11 protein-coding genes are annotated in these 12,722 nt (G+C 74.2%); 8 read left to right on the top strand and 3 right to left on the bottom strand.

Annotated elements, in window-relative coordinates:
• Positions 1–33 precede the first annotated feature (33 nt).
• On the bottom strand, positions 34–201 hold the full coding sequence (gene grpE, locus ACM9LD_RS14150; protein WP_415677343.1) for a nucleotide exchange factor GrpE: 168 nt from the start codon (positions 199–201) through the stop codon (positions 34–36).
• Positions 202–563: 362 nt separating this feature from the next.
• On the opposite strand from grpE, the gene ACM9LD_RS14155 reads away from it, so the two are divergent.
• Genes ACM9LD_RS14155 through ACM9LD_RS14180 form a run of 6 tightly spaced genes read left to right on the top strand, consistent with a single transcriptional unit; the run spans position 564 to position 8,974 of the window.
• On the top strand, positions 564–2,243 hold the full coding sequence (locus tag ACM9LD_RS14155) for an Hsp70 family protein (protein ID WP_415677267.1): 1,680 nt from the start codon (positions 564–566) through the stop codon (positions 2,241–2,243).
• Positions 2,244–2,253: 10 nt separating this feature from the next.
• Positions 2,254–4,341, top strand: coding sequence for a hypothetical protein (locus ACM9LD_RS14160; RefSeq protein WP_415677268.1), 2,088 nt, complete (start codon positions 2,254–2,256; stop codon positions 4,339–4,341).
• Between the two features lie 3 nt (positions 4,342–4,344).
• Positions 4,345–5,541, top strand: a complete 1,197-nt coding sequence (locus tag ACM9LD_RS14165; protein ID WP_415677269.1) for a multidrug effflux MFS transporter — start codon at positions 4,345–4,347, stop codon at positions 5,539–5,541.
• Between the two features lie 10 nt (positions 5,542–5,551).
• Positions 5,552–6,619 carry a M48 family metallopeptidase gene (locus tag ACM9LD_RS14170; RefSeq protein WP_415677270.1) on the top strand — a complete coding sequence of 356 codons (1,068 nt, stop codon included), beginning with the start codon at positions 5,552–5,554 and terminating at the stop codon, positions 6,617–6,619.
• On the top strand, positions 6,616–7,686 hold the full coding sequence (locus ACM9LD_RS14175; protein WP_415677271.1) for an SRPBCC family protein: 1,071 nt from the start codon (positions 6,616–6,618) through the stop codon (positions 7,684–7,686). The genes ACM9LD_RS14170 and ACM9LD_RS14175 overlap by 4 nt, the downstream gene beginning before the upstream one ends.
• A 1-nt stretch (position 7,687) precedes the next feature.
• Positions 7,688–8,974, top strand: coding sequence for a methyltransferase family protein (locus ACM9LD_RS14180; protein ID WP_415677272.1), 1,287 nt, complete (start codon positions 7,688–7,690; stop codon positions 8,972–8,974).
• Position 8,975: 1 nt separating this feature from the next.
• Here ACM9LD_RS14180 and ACM9LD_RS14185 read toward each other — a convergent pair whose 3' ends face one another.
• Complete coding sequence (locus ACM9LD_RS14185) at positions 8,976–9,524, bottom strand: Uma2 family endonuclease (protein WP_415677273.1); 549 nt, start codon at positions 9,522–9,524, stop codon at positions 8,976–8,978.
• Between the two features lie 140 nt (positions 9,525–9,664).
• Here ACM9LD_RS14185 and ACM9LD_RS14190 point away from each other — a divergent pair, with 140 nt between their 5' ends.
• Both ACM9LD_RS14190 and zwf read left to right on the top strand, forming a co-directional pair.
• Positions 9,665–10,174: a M23 family metallopeptidase gene (locus ACM9LD_RS14190; protein WP_415677274.1), complete on the top strand. Its 510-nt coding sequence runs from the start codon at positions 9,665–9,667 to the stop codon at positions 10,172–10,174.
• A 120-nt stretch (positions 10,175–10,294) separates the two neighbouring features.
• Positions 10,295–11,788 carry a glucose-6-phosphate dehydrogenase gene (gene zwf / locus ACM9LD_RS14195; protein WP_415677344.1) on the top strand — a complete coding sequence of 498 codons (1,494 nt, stop codon included), beginning with the start codon at positions 10,295–10,297 and terminating at the stop codon, positions 11,786–11,788.
• 3 nt (positions 11,789–11,791) lie between these two features.
• Here the strand turns inward: zwf and ACM9LD_RS14200 are convergent, their stop codons facing one another.
• Positions 11,792–12,688, bottom strand: coding sequence for a tyrosine recombinase XerC (locus ACM9LD_RS14200; RefSeq protein ID WP_336670580.1), 897 nt, complete (start codon positions 12,686–12,688; stop codon positions 11,792–11,794).
• Positions 12,689–12,722: the final 34 nt, after the last annotated feature.

Consider the following 12,722-nt stretch of genomic DNA (forward strand, 5'->3'; position numbering starts at 1 on the left):
AACGACGCGCGGCCGACCCGTGTTCCCTTTCACTCACGCTGAGCGAAAGGCTCGCACCACCACCCGCGCGGGCCGTACATTCCGCGCCGGCACGCTGAGGCCGGGCGCCAGCACCTCGGCGACGGTCCGGTCCTCCCCCTCGTCCTCCGTCGCGACGACCTCGGCCGCCTCCATCACCGCCGGGTCGAACGCCTCCCCCACCCCGGGNNGNCCGACGGTGCCGCCCCGCCCGACGAGCAGTCGCTCGACCCGCGCCGCGACCGCCGCGAAGGCAGCCCGTTCCCGCTCGGACTCGGCGGTGTCGGCGCACGCCGTCACCTCACCGAGGAGGGCGAACAGCTCGACCACGAGCGGCAGGTCGGCGCCGGCCCGGTCCCGGGCCTCCCGCGCGCCCTCCGCATCCGCCAGCCGCTCGACGGTGCCGGCCTGGCGGGCGAGGATCCGGGCCAGGTCCTCGACCCGCTCGACGAGGCGATCGTCGCCGGTCCCGGGCTCCGCCGGGGCGTCCTCTACGCTCATGCTCGCCCACCCTAGCGCGCCGCCTGCGCTGCTAATATCCCGCCATGGGGGTCTACGGGATCGACCTGGGCACGACGAATTCTGCGATCGCGCGCATCGGCGTGGACGGTCGCCCGGAGATCGTCCGCGGGCTCGGCGGGGAGGCGACGGTGCCCTCGGTGGTGCTGTTCGCGTCGGCCTACGACCACCTCGTGGGCGAGGGTGCGCGCCGCGAGGCGCGCCTCGATCCCGAGCATGTGTGCAGCCTGGTCAAGCGGCGGATGGGCGACGCGCAGTGGCGCTTCCGCGCGCACGGCGAGACCTGGTCCGCCCCGGCGGTGTCCGCACTCATCCTTAAGAGCCTGGCGGGCGACGTCGCGTTCAGCGGCGGCGAGCCGGTGCGGCGCGTGGTGATCACCGTGCCCGCCTACTTCGGCGACGAGGAGCGCCGCGCCACGATCCAGGCGGGCGTCTACGCGGGCTTCGACGTGGCCGGCGTGCTGTCCGAGCCCATCGCGGCCGCCCTGTCGTACGGCTTCGGGCGCCTCGACGGCGGCCTCGACCTCGGCAAGGGCGCGCCGCGCGAGACGGTGCTGGTCTACGACCTCGGCGGCGGCACATTCGACGCCACCGTCATCGAGCTCGCCGACCGGCGGATCTCCGTGCTCGCGGTGGAGGGCGATCACCAGCTCGGCGGCGCCGACTGGGACGAGCGGCTCGCGCTGCACCTGTCGCAGCGGTTCTGCGAGGCCAACCCGGATGCGGAGGACCCGCTCGACGATTCCGCGGGCTCGCAGGCGCTGGTCCTGGCGGCGGAGCGGGCCAAGCACGAACTGACCCTCGCGGACCGCACCGACGTGGTGATCGCACACGACGGCGCCCGCGCGGTCGTCACGCTGACCCGCGCGGAGCTGGAGGAGATGACGGCCCCGCTGCTGCGGCGCACCGTCGACCTGGCGCGGGACTGCCTGAAGACCGCCGAGAAGCGGGGCGTGCACAAGGTCGACCGGCTGCTGCTCGTCGGCGGCTCCTCGCGGATGCCGGCCGTGGCCCGCGCCCTGCGCGAGCAACTCGGCCTCGACGGCGAGCTGCACGACCCGGACCTCGCCGTGGCCCGCGGCGCCGCCCTGTACGGCGAGAAGCTGGAGATGGAGCGCCTCGTCGCAGCCGATCTCGTGACCCGCGGCCTACTGCCCGACGGCGCTCCCCCGCTGCACGCGCAGGCGGCCGAGCTGGAGAACTCGATCGCCCGCGTCGCGGCCTCCTTCCAGCAGCCCGTCTCGCTGGTGCGGCGGATGCTCGAGATCCAGGTCGACACCGTGATCTCGCGCGGCTTCGGCGTGCTCGCCGTGCACGATCACGGGGACCTCGGCGTCACGTGGCTGGTGGAGCGCAACCAGACGCTGCCGGTCCGCGTGCGCCGCTCCTTCGGCACGATGCGCGAGGACCAGCAGCAGATCGAGGTCACCGTCGTCGAGCAGCAGGGCCAGGTCGCCTCGCAGCGCCTCGGCGACGCGAAGCTGTTGGTGGAGGGCACGATCCGCGACATACCGCCCGGCTACCCTGCGGGGAGCGAGGTGCGCATCACCTTCGAGATGGGCTTCGACGGGGTCCTGCACGTGACGGCCCACCACGTGGACGCCGACCTGCCGCTCACCCTGTCCGCGCAGACCGGGGCGATGCTCTCGCAGGCCGACGTGGAGCGCGAGCTCGGCCAGGTGCAGCGGTCGCGGCGTCGCGACTGAGGGGCCAGCCATGACGCCGATGCCGCTGTTCGACCCCAACGGCTACCGCAAGCGGGTGCTCGCGGACGTCGCCCGACGCGGCGGCCCCGAGAACGCCGACGCCTTCGAGCTGTACGACCTGCCCCTGGACGATGCCGAGAGCCTCAGCGACGCCGAGGTCGCGGCGCGCCTCGACGAGGTGTGGGGCTTCTGGCAGCGCCAGCGCGACCACCCGAAGTACCGCACTCTGGTCGCGCGGCTCGTCGACGAACACGAGCAGCGCAGCGCCCCGCTGCGGTCCGCCGCGAGCCGCGCGTCCGAGGCCGCGCGGGTGCGCGCCGAGCGGGAGGAGCGGGACGCCGCCCGGTACGAGATCCTCGACACCGCCATCGCGCGGCTCGTCGAACGCCACGGCGGCGTGCCCGCCGAGAAGGTCCCGGGCCTCGAGGAGATCGGCGCGCTCGGCGGGCTGACCGCGGCGGAGGTCGCCACCCGGCTGCGGCGGCACCGCGTGCTGCCGGGCGCCGCGCCCGCACCCGAGCCCGCACCCGCGGGTCTGACCGCCCAACGCCGAGCGCAGATCCGGGCCCTGCTCACGGAGTGGAGCGAGCTCTGCGGCGAGTCGGTACCCACGCTGTTCGCCCTGCTCGGGCTGGGGATCACCGACGTGCACGACGGGGTGGAGATCCGCGAGCGCGCCGACATCCTGCACCGCCGCGCGCGTGAGATGCGCGCCGGCCGCGGCCGCGCGGTGCTCGACGAGCTGGGCGTGCACGTGCGCGAGGTGCTCGCCGTCGGCGGCCCGCTCGCCGACTCGTACGCCCGGGCCGTGGTCGAGGACGCCGCGGAGGTGCTGCGCCCCAAGGTGCGCGCCGCGATCCTGATCGAGGACCGGCTCATCGGCCCCGATTACGAGTACCTCGCCACCGAGGGCGAGGACCTGGGCCTCGACCGCGCCACCGCCGAGCGGGTACTCGCCGAGCTGGCCGCCGAGTACGGCGGCGGGGTCGGGCACGCGCCACCCCCATCGGTATCCGCCCGGACCGCACCGCCGACGGCCGCTCCTGCCCCGGCCGGCGGCCCGCGGGCGTGGGAGGCGCCGCTCAAGGCCGCCCGCGCGGCCCTGCGCCGAGGCCGTCCCGCCGAGGCGGCCCGCCTGGCCGCGGAGGCCAGCGCCCTCGACGACGGCACGGCCAACACCCAGCTGCGCGCCGTCGCCGACGAGGCGCAGTGCGTGCTCGACGAGGCCGCGGCGCTCTGGCGGGAGGTCGCAGCGGCCCGCGCCGCCGGACGGTACGCCGACGCCGCCCGCGCGCTGGCCCTGCTGCAGCGGCGCGCCCTCGACGCTCCCCCTCCGCCCGGGCAGCCCACACTGCAGGACGCCATCGACGAGGTCCGTCGCGCCCAGGAGGGCCCGGCGACCGGGCCCGCCCCGCACTCTGTGGCCGCGGCGCCCCCGCCGTCCACCGCCCCGCCGGCACCGAGCGCGCCGGTGCCCGCGCCGCCCACCGCCGTCACCGCGCGCCAGGTCGACGGTGCCGTGCTCGTCACCTGGTCGTCCCCGCATCCGGCGGCGGATTTCAAGGTCAGCCGCCAGCGGCCCGACGGTGGCTGGACGGTCGTCGGCCGCACCCGCGAGGCCCGGCTCGAGGACGGCGGCGCGCCCCGTCGCGCGGTGCCGGTCTACGCCGTGATCGCGATGGTCGACGGGGTTCCATCGGCCGAGGCCCGCTCCGACGCCCGCCCCGCCCCGGTGCCGGCGCCATCGACTCCCGCACAGCCGCGACCCGTATCCCCGGCGCCGGCACCGCCGGCGGAGTTCCCGGCGATCGCGAACGTGGCGCTCACCGACGGCCGGCTCACCTTCGACTGGCCGCCCGAGGTGACGGAGGTCTACGTGTCCTCGCGGGTCGGGGGGCCGCCGCGCTCGCCCGTCGACCCGACCGCGCGGTCGTGGAAGGTGACCAACACGCGCTACCAGATCGACGGCGGCGCAGTCCTTCCCGGCGACCTGGCCCGCCCGGCGCACCTCGCCGTGGCCGCGTGCCGCCGCGGTCCCGACGGCACGCTGCTCCTCGCTCCCGATTTCGCCGCGACCGCGCACCTGCGGTTGGATTGACGGGTGTCACAACCCCGCGCAGCCTCCCGAGGAAACCTGCGGCTGGCCCTGATCCTGGGCTCGCTGTCGGCGTTCGGCCCCATCACGACCGACCTCTACCTCCCCGCCCTCCCCGCCGCCGCCGCGGATCTCGACGCCTCGCAGCCGGCGATCCAGGCGACGCTCACCGCGTGCCTGATCGGCCTCGCCGTCGGGCAGATCTTCGTGGGCCCGCTGTCGGATTCGATCGGGCGGCGACGGCCGATGGTCGTCGGGATGGCGCTGTTCATCATCAGCTCGCTGATGTGCGCGGTCGCCCCGTCCGTGTACCTGCTGGACATCGCGCGGCTGCTGCAGGGCGCCGCCGGCGCGGCCGGGATCGTGCTGAGCCTCGCCATCGTCCGGGACCTGTTCGACGGTGTCGCCGCCGCCCGGATGATCGCCGCGCTCATGGCTGTCGGCGGCGTGGCCCCGATCGTCGCGCCGCTCGCGGGCGCCCAACTGCTGCGGTTCATGGACTGGCGCGGCCTGTTCGTGGTGCTCGCGGTGCTCGGCGTGGCCCTGCTCGCGATCGCCGCCGCCAAGGTGCCGGAGACGCTGCCGAAGGCGGACCGTCGGCCGGTGGGCTGGGCGTCGGTGGCGAGCGGCTTCGCGTCCCTCGCGCGGGACCGGCGCTTCGTCGCGCTCACGCTGACCGGCGGCCTCGCCTTCGCGGCCATGTTCGCCTACATCTCCACCTCCGCCTTCGTCTTCCAGAGCCACTACGGCTACACCGAGTCGCAGTTCAGCATCGTCTTCGCGGTGAACGCCGTGGGCCTGCTCACCACGAACCTGATCGGCGGACGCCTCGTGGGCCGCGTGCCGGTCGCCTCGCTGGTGCGGATAGGCCTCGCCGGCATGGTGATCGGCTCGGTCGCGTCGCTGGCCACGCTGGCGATCGGGAATCCGCCGCTGGTGATCGTCTCGCTGTTCGTCACCGTCTCGAGCCTCGGCCTCGTCATGCCGACCGTGGCGGCCCTCGCCCTCGACGACCACGGGAACCTGGCCGGCACCGCCTCCGCGGCGCTCGGCGCGGCCCGGATGGTGCTGGGCGGTGTCGCGGCCCTGTTCGCCGGGATCGGCGGGAACCCCGTGGTGCTCGGAACCGTCATGGTGCTCTGCGCGGTGGGCGCGGCGGTGTCCTTCGTGATCGCCAAGCGAGCGCCAACCGCGAGCCGGTAACGTGGCCCGTATGACCGATTCAGTCTCTCGAACCTACCGTTCGCTGCCCGGAATCAGTACGCGCGCCTGGGAGCACCCCGCCGACCGCGCCGCGCTGGTCGCGCTGCGGAGCCTCAAGGGTTTCGACACCGTCCTCAAGGCCATCTCGGCGCTGCTCCGTGAGCGCCAGCACCGCCTCCTCTTCCTCGCATCGGGCGTGCGCGCGGACGACCGGCAGTTCCGCGACCTGCACGACATGCTCGTCGACTGCGCCCGGGTCCTGGACACCGACGTCGTCCCCGAGCTGTACGTGGTGCAGAGCCCCACCGTGAACGCGCTGACCATCGGCATGGACAAGCCCTTCATCGTGATCAACACCGGGCTGCTCGAGCTCCTCGACGAGGAGGAGAAGCGCTTCGTGATCGGCCACGAGCTCGGCCACGCCCTGTCCGGCCACGCCGTCTACCGCACGATGCTCATGCACCTCATGCGGCTGGCCGGCACGTTCGGCCTGATCCCGATCGGCGGCTGGGCGCTGCGCGCTCTCGTCGCGGCGCTCATGGAGTGGCAGCGCAAGTCCGAATTGTCGGGCGACCGGGCCGGGCTGCTGTGCGTCCAGGACCCGGACGTCGCCATGCGCGTGCACATGAAGACGGCGGGCGGCACCCGCCTCGGCGAGATGGACACGCAGCGCTTCCTCGCACAGGCCGCCGAGTACGAGCGCACCGGCGACCTGCGCGACGGCGTGCTCAAGCTGCTCAACCTGGAGCTGCAGTCGCACCCGTTCTCCGTGCTGCGCGCCGCCGACCTGAACCGCTGGGTGGAGCGCGGCGACTACGGACGCATCCTGGGCGGCGAGTACCCGCAGCGCACCGACGACGACCGCGCCAGCACCGCCGACGAGTTCAAGACCGCCGCCCGCACCTACAAGGACGGCTTCGACGCCTCCGCCGATCCGCTCATCACCACGCTGCGCGACTTCGGCGCCTCCGCGGTGAACACCGTCGGGCAGGGCGTGACCGACGTCGCGACCGGCGTCGGCCGCAAGATCGACGAGTGGCGTCGCAACTCGGCGCGGAAGTACGACGAGGGCCAGTGAGCACTCCCCCGTCGCCGGGGTCCGACGACGCACCCGAGCCCGCGGACGTCCCCGAGCCGGCGGAGGCCGCTCCATCGTCGGACGACGCCGAGCACTCCTCGGAAGCGGACGCGTCCGCCGATGCGGCGACGTCAGTCGAGCCGGAGGCCGTGCCGCTGAGCCGGCGGCCCGCGGTCCTGACGATGCTGGCGCTCATCGTGGTGTGCGTGATCGGCAGCCTCCTCATGCGGTCGATGAACGGTTGGCTCAACCAGACCTCGGTGTTCTACGTCGGGCTGCCCGCACTGCTGGCCGCCCTGCTGGTGATCTCGCGCCCGTCGACCAGCGCGTACGGCATCGTGCTCAAGGGCACGACCCTATTCCTACTGATCGCGACGATCTTCGCGGGCGAGGGCGTCGTCTGCGTCCTCTTCGCGGCCCCGCTGGTCTACGCCGTGGCGCTGCTCGTCGCCGCCCTGGTCAACGCCGTCCGCAAGAGCGGACACGACGCGCGGGTGGTCGCGGTCCCCGCCTTGCTGCTCGCCGTCGCCTCGACCGAGGGCGCGGTGCCCGCGCTGTCGCTCCCCGCCGAGAACACCGTCTCCGCCGAACGCATCGTGGCGGCCACGCCCGAGCAGGTCCGCGCCGCTGTCGGCGCGCCGCTGCGGTTCGCCGAGCTCTCGGGCGCGCTGGCGCTGGGCTTCCCTCGGCCGCTCGAGGACCACCCGGAGGGGCTCGACCCGGGCGACGCCCGGCACGTCGTCCTCAGCGGCGCGCCGCAGCGCGCCGCGGTGCTGCACGGGCACCACTGGGGCACGGCGCCGTCGACCCTGACGCTCCGCGTTGCCGGGTCGGGCGACCGCTCCGTGGACTACGTCGCGGAGCACGACGCCACCCCGATCGCCACCTGGCTCGCCTGGCGCGCGTCGACGGTGCGCTGGGAGCCGGTCGACGGCGGCACGCGCGTCACCTGGTCGCTCACGTTCGACCGTCGCCTCACGCCGGCGGCGTACTGGACCCCGCTCGAGCGTGCGGTCGCGCAACGCGCTGCGGACTACCTCATCGGCTCACTGGCCCTGCCCTCCTGACGTGCCCACGGATCTGCCCCTCGATGTGCTGCGCCCGGCGGTCGCGCTGGTGCCGTGGCTCCTCGCGGCCGCCGCGGCGGTCACCGCGGACCGGCCGCGCCGCGCCGGAGCCGCGCTGGCGACGCTGTGGAACGCGGTGGCGCTGCTCGCCGTCAACGCCGCGGCGGTCCGGCTCGGCCTGTGGTCCTTCGGCACCGCCTCGCAGCCGGTCACGGGGTCGGTGTGGGCGGGCGTGCCGGTGGACGTCGTCCTCGGCTGGGCGGTGTTGTGGGGCGCGGTCCCCGTCCTGCTCGGCGCGGTGGTGCGGCCCGCGCTCACCGGCGCGGTGCTCGTGGCCGGCGATCTGATCGCGATGGCCTCGCTGGCGCCGCTCGTGGTCCTGGGCCCCGGCTGGCTGTGGGGCGAGGCGGCGGCGGTCGCCGTAGCCCTCGTGCCGGGACTTCTGCTGGGCGAACTGACGGCGCGCGGCCGCGCCCTCCGGGTGCGGTCGTGGCTGCAGACGGTGCTGTTCACGGCGATCCTGGCGTGGTGCCTGCCGACGGTCGCGCTGGGCTTCGCCGGCCGCGGGTGGGGCGAGGCGCTCGCCGCGTGGCCGCCGCCGGTGCTGTCGCTGTGGATCCAGGCCGGCGTGCTGCTCGCGATCGTCGCGCAGCGCGCGGTCGCTGAGTTCGCCGAGCACGGCGGCACGCCGTTCCCGTGGGATCCGCCGTCGCGCCTGGTCCGGACGGGCCCGTACGCCTACCTGGCCAATCCGATGCAGGCGTGCGCCGCGGCGATCCTGCTCGTCGAGGCGGCGGCCCTCCTCGAATGGCGGCTCGCCGAGGCTGCGGTGCTCGCGGCGGTGTTCGCAGCGGTCCTCGCCGCGCGGCACGAGGACGACGAGCTGACCGCGCGGTTCGGCCCCACCTGGGGCGCGTACCGGCGAGCCGTGCGCGCGTGGCGCCCCCGCCTCCGGCCGGTCGACGGGAACGCCCCGGCGGAGCTGTGGGTGTCGGCGACGTGCTCGGTGTGCGCGCCGGTCGGCGCGTGGTTCGCTCGGCGGGCGCCGGGGCAGCTGACGATCCGTGCGGCGGAGGAGCATCCAGCGGGCCTGCGCCGCGTCCGGTACTCCCGACCGGACGGCACGGGCACCGCGTCGGGCATCGCCGCGATCGGCCGCGGGCTCGAACACCTCGGCCTGGGCTGGGCGGTCGTCGGCTGGATCCTGCGCGCCCCGCTCCTCGCGCCGGTGCTCCAGGTCGCGGCCGACGCCCTCGGCGGCGGGCCGCGCGAGCTCCGGGGGCGGTAGCTCAGGCCTGCGGGCTCAGCGCGTCCAGGTCGATCCGCAGCGGGCACGGCACCGTCGCCGTGAAGGTCCCCCGCACCGTCTCGCTACGGTAGGTTCCATCGACCAGCGTGAGGAGCTGCGCCGACGGGCCGCCGTCGAGGTCGATGATCCAGTACGCGTCGATGCCGGCGCGCTCGTACTCGGCGCGCTTGACCACCTGGTCCGTGCGCCGGGTGCCCGGGGACAGGATCTCGATCGCCAGGCGCACCCGCTCCGCGGGCATGGGCTGCTCCACCGGGCGCTCGACGAGCGCCACGTCGGGCACTCGGACCGTGGGGCACGCGCCGGGCGCGACCAGCACTTCGATCTCCTGCAGGCACAGTACGGGCGTGGGCGCTTGATCGAATATCTGCCGCCACAGCAGCGAACTCGCCAATGAATGCATCGGCCTCGGCATCGGCGACACGTCCACGACCCCCCGCACCAACTCGAACCGCGCCGATGTGTCCTCCCCCAAGGCACGCCACTGCTCCAGCGACATCGTCTCCGGATGCTGCGGCGCGGCGGTCATGGGTCGCAGTGTACGCCGCAACACCGACGGAACACGGTCCGGAAGAGGCGATCGCAACCGCCCTGTGGATGGACCGTTTTCCTCCACAGGCACCCCGTTCCGGGCCGGTTCCCGACGGTGCCGTGCGGCACCGTCGGGACATGCGCATCGTCACCCGCTCGGCACTCGCCCTGATCCTCGCCGTCCTCGCCGGCGCCGCGCCCGCACGGGCGGCCGGCGACTACGACTGGCCGCTCGACCCCCGGCCGGCGATCGCGCGGCCCTTCGCGAACCCGGAGAAGCGGTGGCAGCCGGGGCACCGCGGCGCCGACCTCGCTGCCGCCCCCGGGCAGACGGTGTACGCCGCGGGCGCCGGGCGGGTGCACCACGTCGGGCGGGTGGACGACCGCGTCGTGGTGTCGGTGCTGCACCCGAACGGCCTGCTCACCACCTACGAGCCGATCGGGGAGCCCGCGGTCCGCGGGGGCGACGAGGTGGGGATCGGGACGCCGCTCGGGCGGGTGTCCGCCGGACACGAGGGCTGCCCCGCGGCCGCGTGCCTGCACTGGGGGCTCCGGCGGGGCGCTGGCCACGCGGCGCAGTACTTCAACCCGCTCCTGCTCGTCGGCGCCGCCCCGGTCCGGCTGCTCCCGGACAAGGGCACCGGTTGAGGACCGACCTACCCTGCCGGACGGCGCGCGAGCACCGTCGTCGGGTGCAACGATGGGACCGTGACGGACGAGACCACGCCAGCAGCGGACACCGGCGAGACCGACGACGCGGCCGACCGGCTGCAGGAGGCACAGACCATCGCTTACCCGAGCAGTTACTCCGGGCGCCAGCGCAAGGCACCGGAACACGACCCGACGGTGGTGGTGCTGTTCGGCGCCACGGGCGACCTGTCGCGCCGGAAGCTGTTGTGCGGCCTCGGTTATCTCGCCGTCTCGGGGCTCGGCCCGGACATCCGGGTGATCGGCACCAGCCTGGACGAGATGGACGACGCTCAGTTCCGCGAGTTCGCCCGCACGGCGATCGACGACGTGGGCGCACGCAAGCTGACGCCCGAGCAGTGGGCGGAGTTCGAGCCCGACCTGTCGTACGTGAACACCACCGCCGGCCCGGAGGCGCTCGCCCGCGCCGTGGCGGAGAAGGAGCGCGAACTCGGCGCCGACAAGGGCGTGCGCGTGCGCCGCCTGTTCTACCTGAGCGTGCCGCCGAAGGCCGCCACCACGGTGATCGACACCCTCGCGAAGGCGGGCCTCACCGAAGGCTCGCGCGTGATCATGGAGAAGCCCTTCGGCGAGGATCTGGAGTCGGCGCTGGCGCTGAACGCGGAGGTGCACAAAACCTTCCGCGAGAAGCAGATCTTCCGCATCGACCACTTCCTCGGCAAGGAGGCGGCGCAGAACATCCTCGCGTTCCGCTTCGCCAACGGGCTGTTCGAGCCGATCTGGAACCGCAACTTCATCGATCACGTGCAGATCGACATCCCCGAGTCGCTGGGGCTCGACGCGCGCGCCGCGTTCTACGAGCCGACCGGCGCCTACAAGGACATGGTCGTCACCCACCTCTTCCAGGTCATGGCGTTCGTCGCGATGGAGCCGCCCACCGCGCTCGAGCCGCGGGCGATCTCGGAGGAGAAGAACAAGGTGTTCCGCTCGCTCGAACCCATCCACCCCGACGACGTGGTCCGCGGCCAGTACGCGGGCTACCGGCAGGAGAAGGGCGTCGATCCGGAGTCCGACACCGAGACCTTCATCGCACTCAAGGCGCGGATCGACAACTGGCGCTGGGCCGGCGTGCCGTTCTATCTGCGCACGGGAAAGAAGCTGGCGCAGGGCATGCGGATCATCTCGATCGCCTTCAAGGAGGCGCCGAAGTCGATGTTCCCGGCCGGCTCGGGCATCGGCCAGCAGGGCCCGGACCACCTGACGTTCGACCTCGCCGACGAGTCCAAGGTGTCGCTGAGCTTCTACGGCAAGCGCCCCGGGCCCGGCATGCGGCTGGAGAAGCTGTCCATGCAGTTCTCCACCGAGGAGACCGACCGCGCCGACGACGTGCTCGAGGCCTACGAGCGGCTGATCCTCGACGCCATGCACGGCGACCACACCCTGTTCACCACCGCCGAGGGCATCGAATCGCTGTGGGAGCGGTCCATCCCCCTGCTGGACGATCCGCCGCCGGTCAAGCTCTACGAGCCCGGCTCCTGGGGGCCGAACTCGATCCACCAGCTCATCGCCCCGAACGCCTGGCGCCTGCCCTTCGAGCGCAGCTGGCGCGACTGAGGGCTACGCCCGCGGGTGCGCCTGCTCGTGTGCGGCGCGCAGCCGGGCGACGGAGACGTGCGTGTAGAGCTGCGTCGTCGCCAGCGAGCTGTGGCCCAGGAGTTCCTGCACGACGCGCAGGTCCGCGCCACCGTCGAGCAGGTGGGTGGCGGCGGTGTGCCGGAGGCCGTGCGGCGCCACCTCACGCCCGCCCGGCACCGACCCGGTGACCTGGTGCACGACGGTGCGCGCCTGCCGCGGGTCGAGCCGCCCGCCGCGCGCCCCGAGGAACAGGGCGGTGCCGGAGCGCTCGGCGACGAGGGTGGGCCGGGCCTCGTCGAGCCAGCGCCGCAGGGCCGCGGCGGCGGGTGCGCCGAAGGGCACCGTCCGCTCCTTGTCGCCCTTACCGATCACGGTGAGCACGCGCCGGCCGTGGTCGACGGACCCCAGGTCGAGCCCGCACAGCTCGCTCACGCGGATCCCCGTGGCGTAGAGGGTCTCCGCGATCGCGAGGTCGCGGACCGCGAGGGGGTCGCCCTCCGCCGCACCGGAGGCGGCATTGCGCAGCGCCTGCCCGGCATCGTCGGAGGAGAGCACCGTGGGCAGGGTGCGATGCGCGCGGGGAGCCTTGAGCCGGACGCCGGGGTCGGCGTCGAGGTGGCCCCGTCGGGCGGCCCAGGCGGTGTACGTGCGGGCCGACGAGGCCTGTCGCGCGAGGGTGGTCCGGGCGGCGCCGGACGCGGCCCGCTCCCCCAGCCAGGCCCGCAGCGTCGCGAGGTCCAGACGGTCCGCCGCCACCCCGCGCTCCGCGGCGAAGGCGAGCAGGGCCGTGAGATCGGCGAGGTACGCGCGCACGGTGTGCTCGCTGCGGCCGCGCTCGAGCCGCAGGTACGTCTCGTACTCCGCCAGCGCCTCGCTCATACCCCCACCCTAACCCCGAAGTGAACACCGTTTC

Origin of the sequence: Tsukamurella hominis (assembly GCF_965137015.1) — a bacterium.
GTDB classification, from domain to species: domain Bacteria; phylum Actinomycetota; class Actinomycetes; order Mycobacteriales; family Mycobacteriaceae; genus Tsukamurella; species Tsukamurella hominis.